Genomic DNA, 19,301 nt, shown 5'->3' with positions numbered 1-19,301 from the left:
ATTTTAACCGGCTACCTTGGAAACAATATCTTCCTCAGAAATACCATGCAATCTTAATAGATGTTCGTAGGTTCCGTATGAATGTATAAATTCATCCTTCAGATGAAAATGTGAAATGATTACACTCTTCTTTGCATCATATGCTAAAGATTTTATTTGAACTCCTAAACCACCCGCCTTCACATGCTCCTCAACGATTATCACATGCTCATGACTATTAAGAATCTTTAGGACTCCGATGGCATCGAATGGCTTGATTGTATGCATTGAATAAACTGACACCTCCAACCCCTTGGACAGTAAAGAATCAGCAGCATTCATTACTAGAGACATTATCGACCCATAAGAAACTATAGCAACTTTCTTTCCTTTTTTTATACACCTTACTTTCCCAACTTCAAAGGATTCTGGAGCATTGCTAGTGAGCACTGGTTCACCCGCTTTTCCGAGCCTCATGTAGGTGGGACCCGTACTAGCTTCAGCACACCATTGTGTTGCATACCTCATCTCATCAGGATCGCATGGAGCTAAAACCGTCATATTGGGTATGCAACTTGCAATTGCAATGTCCTCAATTGTGTGATGAGTGCTGCCTAATGTTGAATATATCAATCCAGCACCCATTCCAATTACTGTAACGGGTAAGTTTTGATAAGCAAGATCAACCCTAATAAATTCAAATGGTCTATATAGTGCAAATGTGGCGATCGTATAGCAAAATGGACGAAAACCTTCAATCGCCAATCCAGCTGCAATACCAATCATCGATTGTTCTGCCACACCGGTATTTATAAATCTCGCTGGGTAATCATTTCTAAAATTTTCCATGGAACCAGCTGGACTTATATCTGCAACTAATGCGCAAATCTTTTCGTTGGTTTTTGAAATCTCATACAACGTATCTGCAAACTTATTCCTCATCCATCACCTCTTTCAAGGCTAGTGCAAGTTCACCAGCATTAGGTGACCTGTAATGCCATATCGGCGCATTTTCCATATAAGAAACCCCCTTACCTTTTGTAGTGTTACAAATTAATACAAATGGCTTTTTTAGCTGCCTATTTTTAACTGCGTCGGAAATTTTTTGTTGATCGTGACCATATGTTTCCGCAACCTCCCAACCAAAAGATTCAAATTTTGTATTTATTGGATAGAAACTTGGATGCGTATCAGCGGTTTTACCAAAAGATTGAAATCCATTATGGTCAACGAATATAATTAGGTTATTGAGATTTAAATTAGCTGCCATCATAAGATTTTCCCAAGTGGAGCCCTCTTGCAATTCGCCATCACTAAGAACTACGTATACGTTGCCAGCATTATTTTTAATTTTTTTTCCAGCGGCAATCCCAACAGCTAAACCGATTCCGTGACCCAATGATCCTGTTGAAGCAATGATTCCAGGATTCCCCCTATCTGGATGGCAACCAAGAAGGCCTTCATTTGTACAATATTTGTCTAGATCGTCAGATCTCAAAATTCCAAGTTTCTCCAATACAACATATTGAGCTATTGCTCCATGACCTTTAGACAAAATAAATGAGTCATCTCCTCGAACAAAGTTAAAATAAATAGCATCGACTATTTCTAGGCAAGAAAAAGCTCCGGCAATATGAAGAGCGGGTACTTTTTGTGAAATCTCAAGAATACGAACCCGGTATTCTTTGCTTCTTTGTTTCGAATTGACTTTATAATTAATAATTAATCTCCCCGTTGCAATAAATGTAATGCGATTGGCCCAAAGTCTAGCTCTTGCCTATTCAATGATGGTCCAAAACCAATCTCCAGTATAGCCAGCCTTGGCAAACAGAAGTTCCCACCCGTCAGGATAATCATGGTATTTTGCGGTCAAGACCCATTTTTCAAAATTTATTTTTTGTTCAGGTGTGTAGTAGGAATCTACCTGTATAAATGTTTTTCCTGGTGCAAGCCGCTGTAATTCAGAAACTGCCTTTAAACATAGTTCATAAGGTAAATTATGTAAGGTATTAATAGATATCACGGCATTAAAACTGTTGCTTGGGAAAGGCAAAGCTTCGGCACTACCCAAATGCAATCGTCCGATGACTTCTTTTTCACAATTATTTATAGCATAGTTAGATACATCTAAACCGTAAGCATCAATTCCTAAACTTAGTAAATCCTTTACTAAAAAACCTTTTGCGCATCCTACATCAAGGAGCTTATCACCAGGCCTTAGTCCGAAATGAGCTACCAAATTTTGAGCAACACTCTTCCAACGCCCATCATAATAATACCCACCATAGCCATATTCTCTCGGTCCATCAAAATATAACTCTCCATATTGTCGTGAAATACGAATATGCTCATCCGTTTTGGCAGTTAGTCTCGCTTCAATATTTCGACTACTTTTAGGTATTGAATTTAGTAAATTTAGTTTGGCCATATAAAATTTTGATATTTAATGGTATTTTTATTATTTATATGAATAAATTATATAACTAAAGATTAAAATGAAGCACCTAAAGTATGATAAGTAAACCCATTTTCAATCAATAGATTCTTATTAAAGATTCCATAAGGGTCTATCACAACCCTACCTGCCATATACTGCAAAAGCATTGATACGGTTATAGCGCCAAACTCAGGCCAAGCCGTTGAAACAACTAAAATTTCAACCCCACTTAAAGCCTCATGTATGGATTGTGCGCGTTTAACATAATTTGGCGTAGCCTCCATTGCGGCCTTTGGATCGTAAGCGACAATATTGCAACTTGAGACATGAGATAAAAATTCTAATGCAGGGGAATTTTTAAGAGAATGTGTATTTTCCTTGTAAGTTAAACCCAGAACTCCTATCAGGCTTGGATTCCCATTCTTATGAATGACTTTTTGAAAAGTTTTCCAAATCCAATTTTTACGCCTTTTCGAGTTACTTATCCAAGCATTAATAACGCCATAATCAGTACTAAATTGTTCAGCATAATTAACAACAGTCGCTAAATCTCTCTCTAAATTACCGCCTGAAATACCTAAACCCGGGCTTAAATAAGCATATTGGCCTATTCGCTTATCTAACCTTAAGGCAGGTGCAATTTCTGACCAATCAGCACCAATTTCCTCGCATAATTCTGCTAACGTGTTAGCAGTAGTAACTGAAGAAACTAAACACATATTTATTGATATTTTTGCCAACTCAGCACTCTCATAGCGCATGACAAGAATAGGACAATCATGCAACTCCAAGAAAAGACGGTAAGGCTTTGGCAATTCTTCTGCGGGATTTAAAGAGCCAATAATGTACCGCTCGGGATATAACGCCCGATTAATAGCTTGGCCAAAAATTAAAGTTTCTACCTGATAGAAAATTGACCTATCTTTAGTTAACTTAGATCTAGTGAAACCAGGTGGGACCTGTGATAGGACTACTATTACATTATCCCTTGCACTACTAATGAGAACAGTATTTAATAAATTATTAAGATTACTTAAATCACTCTGACCTTGATCATTCGTGGATACATCTGGAGCTACATAAATAACGGCAGATTTATGTAGCATCTTGAAATCAGAGGTAAACGTTAAACGCTCTCGATTCTTATGCATCAACTCAATCAACTGAGGCTCGGATATGAAAGGGACGGTATTTTTGAGACTATCAATTAAATTTTGGTCAGGATCAAGACATAGAACCTGAAAACCTTTCTCAGATGCCGCCACCGCTGAAATTAATCCCAAATGAGTCATGCCAACAAAAGCTATTGTAGGTTCCATTAGCTTCTTCTGGTTTATAGTTTGATTATTATTTTCCACTAACAAGACTCATTCCCTCACGCCAAGTCTTAAATTTAAAATCTGGAAATGCTTTAATCACAGCACTGTTATCAAATATACGATAGCCACCATGTGGCATATCACCAACACGCTCAGTACAAATAACTGGAGCCGCAAGGGAATGCTCGGCGGCTATAAAATGAGCTAATTGATGAAAAGTAACCGCATCGCCTGAAACAGCGTTGAAGGTTCCCGCCATACGCGTAAATACTGCTCGACAAATTAATTCTGCAATATCGCCAACATAAACATGGTCTCGAAGCTCTTCTCCATTACCAAACAAAGTAATAGATTCGCCGTTTGCAGCCAATCGCCTGAACTTATTGGGTCCATAGCCATTATGAGGATCTTTTAATCCATAGACTAGAGTAGGACGAATAACTGTGAGAGGTCCCGAAAAGTGCTGTTTAAGCGCAATTTCTCTAGCTAAGTGCATTACCCCATGAAGTGAAGAAGGTTCTGCACATGAAGTCTCAGTAATCGGAGTCGATGAATCCTTATAAACAGCATCAGAACTTATGTAGATAACGTGAGCAAGCGAACATTTTTGCAAGGCCTTACACACTGCAGATACCATCCTAAGATTATCTTGTAGCATGATCAAATTTTTACAAGGCGCCAATGCGGATGTAAATATTAAAGTATCGCTAGGAGTTAATAATTCAAATAATAAATCGCTAGCATTATCATCAAGCAAATCAATATTTTTTTTACCGATGGACACTACAGGAATTTTTTTTTCATTAAGCTGACTTACTATCTCGCCACCAATAAATCCGCTTGCGCCAAGAACTACGACACGCTCGAGATACATATCAGCTGGATTATTTTCAATTAGCATGGTATTTGCAGATTTAGTCTGTATCGAATTATTAACTTAAATAGCCAAGGGGGTTAATTTAGTTAGCACCTCATTGATCCAAATATCATTACCTATATTATTTTTACCCGTTTCACATAAATTTTTAAAATAAACATACTCAAGATCCCATGTTGGGTCTGACTGAACCAATGTCACAATTTTTTCATTGGGGCGACCACTAGGTAGTTGACGTTCGCGAATGATTAATTCACTTGGGCCCCACTTGCAAAGTGAGCTAATATGAGCGGTTCCATTTTCCGCAAAAATATCAGTGTAAAAATGGTTTCTCCAGGATAATAATGTTACCTCCATATCAATATTAGGAGTACCGTTCGATCCAAATACAACATGATCTGGCGCTCTATTTTCAAATCGATTTGATGAATGAATTGAAAAATTTCGTGTGCCACTACCAAGCCAAAAAAGCATAGTATCTAAAAGATGTGAGCCAAGATCAGGCAAAACTCCGGCGCCACGATCTCTCCAGTCGGAATCGCGTACAAGCCTGGCCGTACCGTTACCATAAAACATTTTTACGGAATAAATTCTACCCAAAGAGCCAGAATCAATTAACTGCTTCATTCCAACAAAATGTGGCTCGAAGCGGTGATTGTAAGCTGTATAACAAGCTACTTTGTTAGATACTGATAAATCCCTGAGCTTTTCAAGCTCGGAAGTATGTGCGGCGAATAAGGGCTTTTCCACTAAGACATGCTTAGAATTTTTTAACAAATATGTGATGATCTCAATTTTTGGAGCATCCGGAATGCAAAGTAAAGCAGCATCAAAGCTATTTAGAGGTACTTCTTCTATATAGCGATAAGTTGCATCGGAAGAAAGAGGATCTACTGTAGCAACCACATCTTTATCCGCTACGGATAATCGCTTACGACCTTGAATACCCAGGCCAACTATTAATACTTTCATGACTAACTGGGCAATCCATAGTTCACGATTTTCTCAATCGCATCGATCTTCTTTAACACTTGATCTGGCGTAACCAACCAATTACCTTCGTGCTCACATTCGACGCCTGCGGCAATATTTCCCAATATCGATGATATAACTTCATTCTTTGTTACCGCCATGGCTAAAGTAGAGTAAGCCAACAGAGCATCGCCAGCGCCAACCGGATCAACCACCCTATCAGCAAAACTTTCCACAACAAAAAAAGCTCTAAAGCTTAACTTGGAAGATCTATAAACTATGATGCCACGAGCTCCGCACTTTAATATCAATGTTTTGCATTTTGCTCTGCGATACAACTCTCCAGCCAGTGGGCGCACTACTGAATCCTGATCACCCAATGCAAACCGCGCCTCTCTTTCATTGGGGGTTATAAGATCAAATTCCTCAAATTCTAAAATATTTCCCCAGCGACTAGCAACTTGACTGTCAGCCACTTTATAGGCTCCATTGGGAATAGCAGCTGATAAAGTAGGAATTGTTCCCCTGTTAAATATTCCATGTCGAAAATCACTAAAAACTACCACTTGCGCGTCTACATCATTTATTTGCTTTCTTAATCTTTCTGTAATTTTCTCTGAAATTGAACGATTGTCTAGGGTATCAACTTTAAGTAATCTGTATGTCTCAGCAACAATGGCATTTTTATTTGTAGTAGGTCTTGTCTCATCAATAATTGGCAAGCAATTCACACCGCTAATTTCGAGATCATTTAGCACAAAATTCTTATACTCATCATTTCCTAGTACAGTTGAAAAGGTTACGTTAGCACCAGCGGCACAAAGATGCTTTGCCACTACCGCAGCCCCTCCCGTGTAATCAACTTTTTTTTCATAGCGCACGCTCATCGTTGGTGTTTTGGTCATTCCACCAATCATGCTGCAGTAGGTGTAGCTATCAACAATCGTATCACCCACCACATGCACACTCACATCCCTTAAGACTGCTAGAGCATTACGTAAATCCTTAAAAGTAATGCCCTCCCCCTCCATGAGCGTCATTAACTTCTCTATAGCAATTGATGGTGGCGATAACTCAATCAATGCCGATGAGGAGTAGACAATATCCCCAGGGGTAAAAATCATCTCTCCACCATAACTATCAAGAACGTCTATTTCCCCTTGGGTCTTTAGGTTAATAGCCCCAGCAGTATATTCATAACCTTTAGCAAAAAAGTCAGGCTTCAATTTTCCTAAATTCTTTAGCGGTGTTGGATCATGATCTATTAATACATAGTCCACCATTTCCAGCGCTGCCAAATTTATAGCTCGTAAATCTTCTGGCACGTAGGGACGCATATCGCCTTTTGTAATGTGCTGATCTGCAGTTAGGCTAGCAATCAATATGTCTGCTTTTGTTTTAGCGTAAAGCATATGACGTATGTGGCCTGGGTGAACGACATCAAATGTTCCATGGCACATAATCACCTTATGATTACGTGGCCTCGCCCCAATAACGTCTAAGATTTCTTGAGCAGTTTTAATCTTGTGAGAGAAAAGTTTTTTGCTAGATAAATCCATTAGAGATTCTTTATTAATTTAAGTATTTAAACCAGGTTTTAGTTGCCTTCTCAATTGAGCTGGGCTCCCACAGAGGCGCATTTTTCCAATAATCAATATTGCTCAAAATAGTTTTAACCCCTTCCTCAAAACTAATCTCAGGTTTCCACTTAAGATCAGAAGTGATCCGTCCAATATTCGCCCATGTACAGTCAGGCTCTCCAGGCCTTTTAGGTATGAAAATAACCTCGCCACCAAGTAGTTCTACTAAGCTATTTACAGACTGTGGCTTACCTGCACCAAGATTATAAAAACGTCCGACATATTTAGTTTCAGCAGCCGCCAGAAAAGCCTTCGCAACATCAGTTACGTAAAGAAAATCTCGCATCTGGGATCCGTCACCAACAACTGTATAGGGTTTGCCTGCAATTTTTTGCTTTAAAAATACACCGAAAACAGCCCCATAAGCCCCCGATGTTCTAGAGCGCGTACCATACGCATTAAAAATTCGAATGGCGTTGACTGGAACCTGATACACCTGGTGCCAATGAAATGCAGCTTGCTCTCCTTGGTACTTAGAAAGTGCATATGGGTATCGTGTGTCTATTTTGTGATCCTCGGACGTTGGGGTCGTAGCTAAACCATAGCAAGATGAAGAGGATGCATAAACAAACTTAGCCACCCCAGCGAAGCGAGCACATTCAAGCATCCTAACGGTGCCCTGAACGTTTGTTGACATGTATTCAATTGGATTTTCAATTGAAGGCACAATATCACCAATACCGGCAAAGTGAAAAACATACTTTACGTTATTGAAAAATGAATCATTTGATTCATACTCACGAATATCACGCTCCTCAACAGCGAAATCAGGATTATCCATATGGTGGGCAAGATTATCCATACGTCCGCCAATTAAGTTATCAATTACCCGAACCGAATAGCCTTTTTCGATTAGCAAATCAACCATATGGCTACCTATGAATCCAGCTCCGCCAGTTACCAATGCAACAGGCTTATTGCTCATTTTGCACCTATGGATTTCATAGTGCGGACGTTATAGTAACAATCATCATCAAAACTATTTGGTAATTTACCTTCTTGAAATGCATTACAGAGATCGCGAACCGCATCTTCAACAGAATATTTTGGCTTAAACCCTAGGACAGATTTGATTTTTTCAGAATTAATATGGTAAGAGCGAGGATCGTTTGATTCGGTCACCTCTATAGGAATTGATTTTTTTTCTGGAAAGACCTCCTCAACAATCTTTTTTACTGCCTTGGCAATGGCCATGATACTCATGTTGTCAAACCCAACATTAAAAATTTGATTGGCGATCTTATCATCCGGAGCAGACAATAAGAGTTTGCATAAATCAGCATAGTCTTGAATATGAAGATTAGGCCGCAACTGCTCTCCACCAAAAACCAATATCTTATTTTTATTTACCGCATGGTTTGTCAGGATATTAACCGATAAATCCAGGCGCTGACGAGGACTATATCCACAAACGGTAGCAGGTCTAAATATCACCCCAACAAAATCTTTATCCGTATTTTTCAACAATAATGGCTCACACAGACCCTTATATTTGTTATAAAGGGTTAATGGCACTAAGGGATGATCCTCGGTAACATTCGGCGAATCCGAAACACCATAAACGGAACTCGATGAAGCAAATACGAAACGCTTTACCCCTGCTTTTTTTGCTGCCAGCACCAAAGGCTCAAAAGAGTTCAAATTTACTGACGTTGAAAGCTGCTCATCAAGCTCAAAACTAGCATCATTAGAAATACATGCAAGATGAAGAACGCTATCGTGACCTAAACAAGCTTGATTTACCTTCTCAAGATCACGTACGTCTCCATGTATTAAATGAAGCTTAGAATTTTTTGGGAACTGGTCGGTACCGTACCACATTTTATCGTAGACACTCACCTCCCATCCTTCAGCTAAAAGCTGGGGCACCAATAAACTTCCGCAATATCCTGCTCCGCCGAAAACTAAAACTTTTTTCACAAAAAAACTCCCTGTATTAAAAAATCACAATTAATTTATACCAATTGCATATCCTGCGGCTAAGGCATCCCTGTGAAACATTTCTACTGTTTCTAAAGAATAGTCTTCCAAATCTTTATCAATAAGAGCTAGCTTTTTTAGAATGTCATTGGTTGCCGTGATTATGTGACACCCGATTGAATCGGCCTGAAAAATATTTAATAGCTCGCGCGGGCTTGCCCAAATTAATTCAGAATTAGGTTTTGAATGCATAATCTCAACTGACTTTGCCATAATAGGCAATGGATCTACGCCAGTATCGGCAATTCGTCCAGCAAACACCGAAATAATTGCTCTTGCATCTAATGCTAAACAATCAACAATCTTTTCTACCTGATCTAAAGTCATCACAGCAGTAATATTTAATGCCACTCCCGCTTGAGACAATCGCTCAATAAGCGGTCCTGTAAATTCTCTTTTTGTATTCATCACCGGAATTTTGACATTTACATTTTTACCCCATGATGCAATTTCAAAAGCTTGACTCTCCATCGTTTTGAAATCATCCGCAAATACTTCAAATGAAATTGGACGGTCCGGAATCATCTCAATAACATCACGCGCAAATTTATAATAATCTTGAATACCAGCCTTGCGCATAAGAGTTGGGTTTGTTGTAAATCCTTTAATTAATGGATTCGCATACATTTCCCTCATGCCACTTAAATCAGCGCCATCAGCAAAAAGCTTAATTTTTAAGTTAGAAATGTGTGGATTCATTATTTCCTCTACTAATTAATTTTCATTAAGAATACATTGTGATGCCTCTTCCAAAGACCGTACGCGCTTAAATGGCCCAGTTGGCTCTCTCTCTTGGTATTGATAATCTATGAAATATGATGAACATCCTGCTGCGTTACCTGCCTCAACATCGCGCCAGCGATCTCCCACCATAAAACTAGTTGTAAGCTCTATTCCCCATTCAAAAGCGGCCTGCAACAACATCCCAGGCTTAGGCTTTCTACAATCACAGAGATCTTTGTCAATGTGATAGCAAACTTTAATATCGTCACAAAGCTTATCTTTATATAGTTGTGCATGCATCAGCTCTACAGTTGCCTTTTTCTGAAGTCCCGTTGCGACGTCCGGCTGGTTGGTAACAACAATGATCAAATAACCTGCCTGACGTAATCTTTTGATCCCCTCAACTGCGCCTGGAAGATAGGTGAAATCATTCAGGCTATTGGGAGGGTATGGCTTACCCTCTCGAACTATTGATGCATTAATAACGCCATCACGATCTAAAAAGACAGCTCGGGCATTCATACTAGATAATCTCAGTCACCATTTAGTAGCGACCTGCTGAAGCATTGGATGCGATACCAAGCAATGCCACACAACCGCCTGAAATGCCTCTGCATGGGGAGTTACTCGAGATGCATTTACAGTGGGTATCAAAATTACAGTATTTCCCACCTGCTTTGCGTAACCTCCATCACGGCCCGTAATCCCAAAAATTTTCAATCCACGATTTCTAGCCTCATCAATTGCATGCACAAGATTGGGGCTAACATTTCTTTCAAGGCTCCCACCGCCAACCGAAAGCACAAAAATCGCATCCTTTTCATTGGCCCTACTAGTGCGTAACCATGCAGCAAATACAGTCTCCCAACCTTCATCATTAGTGCGAGCAGTTAATTCAGATACATTATCTGTAGGCGCATAGGCTTCGATACCACAAAGTTTTCGAAAATCATTGACTGCATGACTGCAATTTGCCGCGCTTCCACCGACTCCCAATATAAATAACCTACCTTCACGTTCTCGTAACTCGGCCAAATCAACCGCTAGGCGCTCAATTTCACGAAAATCTATTGAAGATGCAATCTGGCCTACTTCTGCAAAATAGTGATCTGTGTGTGTCATAAAAATTGAATTATTTTTCATGTAACTGGCAGGATATCGCCTTACAAATGACATCCTCTAAATTATGGGTCTTTAAGATTAATTTCAAGATCTTATAGCGCTCTTTTCTTAATGCTAACCCAAAACTTTTGGCAAATTAAAAATAACAGGAGCAAGAAAGTTACGGTAACAACGCCTGTAATGATTGCCTTGAGCCTTCCCACCTTCATAATTGTTGGGTTGGCACCCCCTTCTATACCTTTTGTAAATCGAGCTTGAATCAGGAATATTTGCGATCGAATTTCATCTAACTGCAAATTTTTATTAAGATTACCTACCTCTACTTGGTCACGTAACTTTGACTCGATAGAAAGCAGTTCACTGGCTAATAAAATCCCATCGAATTGAACGTCTAAAAGGGGGCGAGATTGATCAATGAAATTTCTGATTAGAGCTAATTGATCCAATCTCACATTCATTCTATCAAGCAATTCTTCATCTCGATTAATCTCTGCACTAACTGCAGTAATTTGCGATGGAAGCGCAAAATATTTAGCGTCAGATCCCACGGCTCCCAAAACAGAAATATTTGAGTTGTAATTTACGGGATAAAGCTTGTATAAGTCCTGAAGAAATTTTAGGCGCCGCTTTTTATAATTGACTTCGATTTTTGTGGCAGTAATTTTTCTATTAATATCCTCAGACTCAGCAATCACAATTCCTGCATAACCATTTAACAGCCTTCTAATCTGCAAATATGCCCCGGCTGTGCGAAAGAAGTTGGCTGCAATCACTACATCAGTAGCAGCCTTTTCTCTACTAGATGATTCAATAGTGATCTCAAAGCCTATTATGGTTCCAATCGCAGAATCGATTTCCTTGCTAATGCTTGTCAATTCTTTAGTGTCAGACTTAGAAATTCCGTAGACTGGCGTCACATTCTTTTGCCACCAAAGGTTGCTAGAAAAGCTTTGGTATAACCCAATCATGGGTGTAGGCACTTTTTCTAATTGCACCAATTGACTTGCCAAAAGAGGTAGTCCTTTTTGCAGTGTCTTCCAAGAAGTTAAATCAAGCCCTATATTAATGCTATTGCTATTGCTAGATCCAGGATCTATGATTCTACTTTCCCCATTATTATTTAGTACATAAACTGCAGAATAGGAACCAAGAACCAACCAATACCCAAATCCCAGTGCTATACCCAATATTAGGGCGATTACAAATTTCTTCCACTCACCAACAAAAAAAGCTGTTAACAACACTCCAACATCATTAACAACTCCCTGATTTACAGCATCTGTATCGACGTGAGAACTTGGATTTAATTTAGACATTTTTTATTTGTGAGGTACATGATGAAATGATAATAGTATTGATTAATGTTAATCAAAAAATTATAATCAATTTTACCTTAGTCCCAAGGACTTTTAACCCTTATATGACACCCAGCACCCATCGACAACCAAAGAATTAAGCTATCAAAATAAATTTTTTGAGATAGTTCAGTCGTAATCCAGGCAAAAAATAAACTAATCAGAGCCCACCAAACCATTAGCATAAAGGGATTGTAGATATTATCGCTTACGGCGCCCTTACGTAAACTAAGAATTAAAAAAATCCATTCAAAGGATAGCAATAAAACCCCAATTATGCCCATGCCAAGAGCGAAATCGATCCAACCGCTATGACTCTGCGTAAGCTTAGAATCAGACCAATTTTTTTTAGCAAGCTTGCCAAAAGATCCCTCAATCAATCCATAGCCCATAGGATTTTGATATATCAATCCTAGCCCTACTTTGCCCCAAGCAATGCGATCATAGTTGGTAAACGAAACCGTACTACCACCCTCATTATTGGGGTATCCCTCAGTACCGATATGCTTCCAATGTGAATAGGTTTGCACATCGAGAGCAACCCTCGCATCAGCTAAGAGGGTCCGCCACGAATCATTTGTTCGTAATTTAATATGCTGATTTAAAAAAATACCACCGACCAAAATTGCAACGCCAATAGCAGGCAGCCTTCTCTTCCAACTCTTTTTAAAGTCGTTACTAATCAAAAAAAATATGAAAAAAACAAACGTCAATACTCCATACACAATTCCGTTCTTTATATTTTCTTTGTAAAAAATATAAAGAACTGCTATCACTGTTATCAAATAAATTAGGTTAGCAAAATTGATAATCGCTTCACTTTTGATATTACGCAGTAAATTTCCAAGTGATATCGCCAAGGCCGGCAAACAAAAACAGACATAAGCTGTTTTTGGAATGTAATACGGAGCCGAGCTATAGTAAAGTTTCAAATAATCAGGTATGTTCCACCCTAGTGATGCGCCATATCTAGTCAAAAAATACTTCAGTAAGTAAACAATAATCGGTGAAACTAATCCACAGTAAATTAAAGGCCAGAGTGCTCTTGATTGATGGGAATTCAATCTGATCCCAAATGCAGATAATCCAAAGCCTAAACCAAAAACACCGCATAAAAAAGACCTCTTCCAAATACTGGAATACTCCGCATACTGCGCAGCAAAATCGTTTGCGAGAAAAAATAAATGGAATGTGGCCCAAGCAAAAAGCGCAACGATCAACCAAACTGGAATTGCTCGCCATTGAAAAAAACTGTGACGATATTGATAAATAGTCCACAGACTGAGTAAGGCGCCTATAATTAAACAGATATGGCGGATCAGAATAGTTTCAGGTAGCGCCCAAATCGCGTAGAGCACCGAAAAACAAATGCACTGCACCCAAACCATCCACCCTGGAATGTTGGGAGGGCTCATTATTCTGTCATTCATCTTGAGACTCTTAACATGTTGCACTCGCAGCAATAAAGCCTAGAAAATTTTGAAGTCCGACAGTATTTGGGCTACCAATGACCAGCGGCTGATTTGCATAATCCTCTAAACGATCTTTTAATTTTAAGAGCCCTTCTAATTGCTCAAAATTATTCCCCAGCATTGGCGCTAAATTCATAAAAGCCTTGGGATTGAAGTCTCTATTCACCGACTCATCCACAAAAGTAATAGGTAGACATCCTGCTGCAAAAGCCTCCGGAATTTTTTCCGTGACATATCCTGGATACATTCCATTTTCCGGGCATAAATTAAATGCGTACTCTTTTAAGATCTCTTTCTTAAGAAAATTACTAGTGTGATGATGCTTAATATCTTTATTAAAGTATGGTCCCATGCCATCAACAGGCATTAACTCTTGCAATGCCAACAAACAGGTAGCCCTAGGCTCTTGTAAGTGAGAAGTTATTAGTACGGCTTTTTGTGCTCGCTTTAAAAATTGACCTCCCAGTGGAGCTTGCAAGCGCTCTAGCTTTAACAACTCTCCATAGCGTGGATTGCGATTGCCTACCAAACCTTCATGAGACCAATCGATCATCTCCATCCAATACGGCAGTCGAAAGTGTCTATCTGAATCAATATCTAAATCATGTGAAATTGCAAAGTCAGCCTTGATTTGATCTTGCCTTAAATTCTCTGCCGTATGAAACAAGGTGACTGGAGGAATTTTTCGCTTTGATAATTGCTGATCCACCATATCAACCCATCGAGCCGCCTTTTGCCTCCAAGCTCTTGGCAACCAACGCAAGCGCGGGGCATTAACATCATAAAAAGAACCATAGATCACTAGATCTGCACTCAATGCGCTAGCCCATTGAATCCGATACCCTAAATGCTCAATTATCAAGGGCACTAAGCTAGTTCTATAGTCATGAGGCACCCCTAAACCGGCAATTCGAATCGTTTTTGATCTCATTAACGCCTATCTAGCTAATGTTGTTCTCAGTAAATATATGCCTACGCAAAAATCTGATTACACCGACGATGTTATAATTTCACTGCGACGGCAGTGTATTATTGTAGTTGTTAACTTATGCATAGCCTATATGGTTCCATTATTTACAATTCTCATTTCACTTAAGCGCTCTGAGTCGAGACGCTCTGTCGCAGTAGAAACCCTCAGTCAATTATCGTACCTAGACTGGCATATCCTTGAGGGTATTGATGGGCTTCAGCTTCAAAACACTCCTCCGGAATACCGCGAAGCTAAGGTCACTCGCTTATTGGGCTTTCCTTTAACCCCCTCGGAGATTGGCTGCTTCTTATCGCATCGCCAAGCTTGGGTGCAATGTATTGAAAAAGACCGGCTAACCTTAATTTTAGAAGATGACTTTTGCCTTGCGCCCAACTTTGAACAAGTAATATCAGCATTAAATCATCAAAATCTAGATTGGGATATCGCTAGATTACAAGGTCTTGTAGATACCCGCCACACTGCCATTATCTCTGAACCAGACTTCCAGATCGCAGTCAATCAAGAAGATCCCCTAGGAGCAACGGGCTACATTATCAAACCGCATGCTGCAAAAAAACTAGTTCAACAGTCTAATGAAATTTACGAACCCTTGGATCATTTTTTAGAGCACAGTAAGAAGCATCATCAAAAAATTATTGCCTTAAAGCCCTACCCCATAAAAGCAAACGGCACGGTCTCCACTATGCATGATCGACCCGATAGGTACCCCATTAGTGGTTTTGCAAAAAAGTGGAGAAGCCTTAATCGAGTACTCGACCGACTTTTCAATAGCAACCCTTGGTTTCCAAAGTAACTATTTAACTGCTTATCAAACGCTCACTTGACTTCATGAAACTATTAGTCAATTTTGCGACCCCTCCTTTTCTCAAGGCTCAGCAATTCAATCGCCAAACTGCAATTCAAGTTGGCAACTTTGATGAAGTATTTTGCTCCAATCTAAATCTGATTGATGTTCAATTTAAATCAAATCATCAAACGATTCTTGAGCAAGCAAGGGGCGCAGGCTGTTGGCTTTGGAAGCCTTACTTCATTTTGAAGGCCTTAAAACAGATAGCTGATGGCGATCTATTGATGTACACAGATTCTGCCTCACACTTTATTCATTCTGCCGCCCCCCTTCTAGCATTGCCAAGAATCTTTGGGCAAGACATTATTCCATTTGAGCTAGAGTTAGCTGAGAGTCAATGGACTAAGCGAGATGCCTTTGTCTATATGAATGCTGATCAAAGAGGATTTGAAAATACCCGGCAGTTTCTAGCCTCTTTTATCGTCATCCAAAAAAGTGCATTTAGTGTTCAGTTCATAGAACAATATCTTCATTACTGCACTAACCCCAATATTTTGACTGACTTGGATAATATTTGTGGACTACCCAATTACCCCGATTTTACCTGTCACCGCCACGACCAATCGGTATTTAGCCTGCTTTGCAAAAAATATGGCTTGCAGGGGTTTCGTGATCCATCGCAATGGGGTAACGGTCGTATAGCAGAGTATTCCAACTCTGATTACCCACAAATTTTAGAGCACACTAGGCAAAAATCACCCAAACAAGCAAAACTCAGCTACAAAATGAAACGTTTTTTCTTTCCGAAATAAGAATCAACAAGAGCGACTGTGCTCAGTATTTAATCTCTTGCCAAGGTAATCGCCTAGTAAATTCAGTCGGGCTTTGACGGATCCGATGAAAAAATAATTTTTGCCTTGTATCCGCGTGAAGGGTATTTTCGACAAAATGAATAAATGCGGTGTCAATGGTATGGATTTCCAGGGCGCCCAAAACCAAGTGCACCCAATCAAAAATATTATTTGTGATTGGGGTCACCTCAATAGTCAATAAATTAGAGGTACTAGCTAAATTTAAATTATGGAGCTGGCCACTCGAATCTTTTCTGCATATCAATATAAATTTTTGGTTTTTTGGGTTTAGCTGTCTTAACAAGTCTTCAGAGCGCGACCCTGCGGGGGTATCCGATAATTCCCAGCGATAGTGAAATGGCACTTGGTGTTGATCATAAAATGATAAGTCAAACTTTTTAATGTCCACATTAGTCACACCAATAGACAAATACTGTGCATTTTTAAACTGCGTATATTGGCGCGCTTCTCGCCCACTGGATACAACCAGCGGAAAAACATTATCGATGTCTTGCAGCATCCATGCCACTGAATGATAGTAAATTGGCAGACATGCATAATAAAAAGAGCAATGGGAATACCTCCTCGCAAGAGTTTTGATTAAGCCTAAATTAATCAGCGCATCACCAAGACCCATATGTGGCTCCAAAATAATGTGATTATTTCTTTTAGGGCAAAAAAGATTTTTAAGTGCTAACTTAAAATTTGAGTCTTTAAACAACATTTTTCTTATCTTTTCGACTCGATTTGATAATTCCATGCACTCTCACACATCTCATCAAGCGTTCTTTTCGCCTGCCAGCCAAGAAGAGATTTTGACTTTTCAATCTTCGCATAATATACCGGCATATCGCCTAGTCGGCGTTTAACAATCTTTGCTGATATTTTCTTACCGATTATTTTTTCTAATGCTTTTACCACCTCCATGACACTATGCGCTTTTCCAGTACCAAGATTTATGGCGTGCCAACCAATCTCCTTCCTTAGAAAGTCTACAGCCGCCATATGACCCTCGGCCAAATCCATCACATGGATAAAGTCACGCTCTCCAGTACCATCCAGTGTGTCATAATCATCCCCGAAGATACTCAACTCTTGCAACTCACCGCTAGCCACTCTTGAGACATATGGCATTAAATTATTTGGCACCCCATTAGGACATTCGCCAATCAAAGCAGATTTATGCGCGCCTACAGGATTGAAGTAACGTAAGCAAATAATAGTCCACTCTTCATCAGATTTCGAAAGATCATGCATTAGATCTTCGATCTGCAATTTAGTTTTTCCGTAAGGATTGATTGGCTCAAGCGGATGAAGTTCATCATACGGCAAATATTTTGGCATACCGTATACAGTAGCGCTAGAACTAAATATCAGTTTTTTTAAACCACATGTTTGCATAGCTTCAAGCAAACTAATGGATCCTTGTACATTATTTGCGTAATAAGACAATGGCCTAGATATAGAATCAGCTACTGACTTCAAACCAGCAAAATGGATTACAACATCAATTTGATTCTCAGACATTATGCGTATCAATAACTTAGTATCTCTGATATCACCTTTCACAAACAATAATGACTTACCAATAATGGTCTCAATATTTTCAATCACTGATTGGCTGCTATTAGATAAATTATCGAATAGGGTTAATTCATGTCCAGCCTGTGCTAGAACAACCGCAGTGTGGCTAGCAATATAACCGGTACCGCCGGTAAGTAAAATATTCATGATAGTATTTTACAGTCTAGGAATAATCAAATAGTCTAGGAATAATCAAATCTTATTCCATTATTAGCCATACTAACCCCATTAATCAACCGCAATACATGCTAGATTTTTGATATTCAGTTTGAGTAATTTCCTTTTAACAAACATGGCAAAAGCATGAAAATTGGCTGCATCATTCAAGGCGATATTCGCAGAGGCACCAATCTTGTTCTTGAAGAGCTTCCGAAGCTCTTTGACTACACCGTGCTCTCAACCTGGAATGATGACAAAATTAGCCCCTTAGGCAACTTTGAAGTCATAAGAAACTCTCTCCCTCCTGTCCCCGGCTTTACGCACAGAAACTACCAGCGACTTTCAACCGCAAAAGGATTGCAAGCCGCAAAAGCAGCGGGGTGTGACTATGTGCTTAAGTGGCGCAGTGATATGCTCCCCACCACAATCTCAATCAAGCAATTATTGATGTGGGCTAATTTTCAACCTCCGCCCAATACTAGGTCTCGCATCGTTCTGCCGGCATTTAGAAACATCTCAATTGATCCAGATACTTTTTCAACGATTCCTGATTTATTTGCATTTGGGCATATCGATGAAATGATTAAGCTGTGGGGGGACGAAGGGTTTAATTTCTCTCAGATGATGAATATGTCATTAGCCGATCAAGAGCTCACCAGAAACTTTCAAGATTCACCACTACTGCCGGATTTATATTGCGCCGAAGCAGAGCTCTATGCCCTATATCGCTCTGAACTTGAGCGCTATGCCAATACAGTCTTAACTCATAAATTTGTGGTGGAGAACCATCTCTATTTAATTGATCATCGTGACCTAGGAATATTGTGGTTTGATAAGCTTAATGGATTTAGAAGTATTGGCCAAGCCTGGGAGCACCCCTGGTGGACAGTAAAAATTTGGGAAAGACGCAATGCCAAAGTCTATCCATGCGGCTACCAATCCACCGGATTAGTTGGCAAATTCAAAAGAAAGCTATCTAGATACAAAATCGCTTCGGAACTCAAAATGCAAGAACGAATCTGGAGCACTAATTACCCTGATGCAACCCTTTAA

General features: G+C 39.5%; 20 protein-coding genes. 3 read left to right on the top strand and 17 right to left on the bottom strand.

Annotated features, from left to right (window positions below):
- Positions 1-3 precede the first annotated feature (3 nt).
- From ICN21_RS06040 to ICN21_RS05970, 15 genes are all read right to left on the bottom strand, one after another.
- On the bottom strand, positions 4-921 hold the full coding sequence (locus tag ICN21_RS06040; RefSeq protein ID WP_216177540.1) for a transketolase family protein: 918 nt from the start codon (positions 919-921) through the stop codon (positions 4-6).
- Positions 911-1,699, bottom strand: coding sequence for a transketolase (locus tag ICN21_RS06035; protein ID WP_370624065.1), 789 nt, complete (start codon positions 1,697-1,699; stop codon positions 911-913). The genes ICN21_RS06040 and ICN21_RS06035 overlap by 11 nt, the downstream gene beginning before the upstream one ends.
- Before the next feature lie 57 nt (positions 1,700-1,756).
- Positions 1,757-2,407: a class I SAM-dependent methyltransferase gene (locus tag ICN21_RS06030; protein WP_216177536.1), complete on the bottom strand. Its 651-nt coding sequence runs from the start codon at positions 2,405-2,407 to the stop codon at positions 1,757-1,759.
- Between the two features lie 62 nt (positions 2,408-2,469).
- The gene (locus ICN21_RS06025; protein ID WP_216177534.1) at positions 2,470-3,774 is read right to left on the bottom strand and encodes a nucleotide sugar dehydrogenase; all 1,305 of its coding nucleotides are present in this window, start codon (positions 3,772-3,774) and stop codon (positions 2,470-2,472) included.
- A complete protein-coding gene (locus tag ICN21_RS06020; RefSeq protein WP_216177532.1) occupies positions 3,764-4,636 on the bottom strand; it encodes an NAD(P)-dependent oxidoreductase in 873 nt (290 codons plus the stop codon). Before ICN21_RS06020 ends, ICN21_RS06025 begins: the two co-directional genes overlap by 11 nt.
- A gap of 36 nt (positions 4,637-4,672) precedes the next feature.
- Complete coding sequence (locus tag ICN21_RS06015; protein WP_216177530.1) at positions 4,673-5,584, bottom strand: Gfo/Idh/MocA family protein; 912 nt, start codon at positions 5,582-5,584, stop codon at positions 4,673-4,675.
- Between the two features lie 2 nt (positions 5,585-5,586).
- The gene (locus ICN21_RS06010; protein ID WP_216177528.1) at positions 5,587-7,143 is read right to left on the bottom strand and encodes a PfkB family carbohydrate kinase; all 1,557 of its coding nucleotides are present in this window, start codon (positions 7,141-7,143) and stop codon (positions 5,587-5,589) included.
- Between the two features lie 13 nt (positions 7,144-7,156).
- Positions 7,157-8,149 carry an NAD-dependent epimerase/dehydratase family protein gene (locus ICN21_RS06005; RefSeq protein ID WP_216177526.1) on the bottom strand — a complete coding sequence of 331 codons (993 nt, stop codon included), beginning with the start codon at positions 8,147-8,149 and terminating at the stop codon, positions 7,157-7,159.
- Positions 8,146-9,144: an SDR family oxidoreductase gene (locus ICN21_RS06000; RefSeq protein WP_216177524.1), complete on the bottom strand. Its 999-nt coding sequence runs from the start codon at positions 9,142-9,144 to the stop codon at positions 8,146-8,148. The genes ICN21_RS06005 and ICN21_RS06000 overlap by 4 nt, the downstream gene beginning before the upstream one ends.
- Before the next feature lie 30 nt (positions 9,145-9,174).
- Complete coding sequence (locus ICN21_RS05995; RefSeq protein ID WP_216177522.1) at positions 9,175-9,903, bottom strand: transaldolase; 729 nt, start codon at positions 9,901-9,903, stop codon at positions 9,175-9,177.
- A 15-nt stretch (positions 9,904-9,918) separates the two neighbouring features.
- Positions 9,919-10,449, bottom strand: a complete 531-nt coding sequence (locus ICN21_RS05990) for an HAD-IIIA family hydrolase (RefSeq protein WP_216177520.1) — start codon at positions 10,447-10,449, stop codon at positions 9,919-9,921.
- 15 nt (positions 10,450-10,464) lie between these two features.
- Positions 10,465-11,049, bottom strand: coding sequence for an SIS domain-containing protein (locus ICN21_RS05985; protein WP_216177518.1), 585 nt, complete (start codon positions 11,047-11,049; stop codon positions 10,465-10,467).
- Positions 11,050-11,141: 92 nt separating this feature from the next.
- Positions 11,142-12,365 carry a hypothetical protein gene (locus ICN21_RS05980; RefSeq protein WP_216177515.1) on the bottom strand — a complete coding sequence of 408 codons (1,224 nt, stop codon included), beginning with the start codon at positions 12,363-12,365 and terminating at the stop codon, positions 11,142-11,144.
- 77 nt (positions 12,366-12,442) lie between these two features.
- On the bottom strand, positions 12,443-13,834 hold the full coding sequence (locus tag ICN21_RS05975; RefSeq protein ID WP_216177513.1) for an O-antigen ligase family protein: 1,392 nt from the start codon (positions 13,832-13,834) through the stop codon (positions 12,443-12,445).
- A 10-nt stretch (positions 13,835-13,844) separates the two neighbouring features.
- Entirely contained in the window at positions 13,845-14,807 is a 963-nt protein-coding gene (locus tag ICN21_RS05970; RefSeq protein WP_216177511.1) for a glycosyltransferase family 10 domain-containing protein, read from the bottom strand.
- 130 nt (positions 14,808-14,937) lie between these two features.
- Between ICN21_RS05970 and ICN21_RS05965 the strand changes: the two genes are divergently transcribed.
- Positions 14,938-15,660 (top strand): glycosyltransferase family 25 protein, encoded by a 723-nt coding sequence (locus tag ICN21_RS05965; RefSeq protein ID WP_216177509.1) that lies wholly within the window; start codon positions 14,938-14,940, stop codon positions 15,658-15,660.
- 35 nt (positions 15,661-15,695) lie between these two features.
- Positions 15,696-16,466: a hypothetical protein gene (locus tag ICN21_RS05960; protein WP_216177508.1), complete on the top strand. Its 771-nt coding sequence runs from the start codon at positions 15,696-15,698 to the stop codon at positions 16,464-16,466.
- A gap of 22 nt (positions 16,467-16,488) precedes the next feature.
- Here the strand turns inward: ICN21_RS05960 and ICN21_RS05955 are convergent, their stop codons facing one another.
- Positions 16,489-17,265, bottom strand: coding sequence for a hypothetical protein (locus ICN21_RS05955; RefSeq protein WP_216177507.1), 777 nt, complete (start codon positions 17,263-17,265; stop codon positions 16,489-16,491).
- A complete protein-coding gene (galE, locus tag ICN21_RS05950; protein ID WP_216177505.1) occupies positions 17,235-18,236 on the bottom strand; it encodes a UDP-glucose 4-epimerase GalE in 1,002 nt (333 codons plus the stop codon). The genes ICN21_RS05955 and galE overlap by 31 nt, the downstream gene beginning before the upstream one ends.
- Positions 18,237-18,392: 156 nt before the next feature.
- Here galE and ICN21_RS05945 point away from each other — a divergent pair, with 156 nt between their 5' ends.
- Positions 18,393-19,301: a WavE lipopolysaccharide synthesis family protein gene (locus tag ICN21_RS05945; protein WP_216177503.1), complete on the top strand. Its 909-nt coding sequence runs from the start codon at positions 18,393-18,395 to the stop codon at positions 19,299-19,301.

The sequence above is a fragment of the Polynucleobacter sp. AP-Feld-500C-C5 genome, assembly GCF_018882265.1.
In the GTDB taxonomy this organism is placed as follows: Bacteria; Pseudomonadota; Gammaproteobacteria; order Burkholderiales; family Burkholderiaceae; genus Polynucleobacter.
This window is presented reverse-complemented; position numbering and strand designations above follow the sequence as displayed.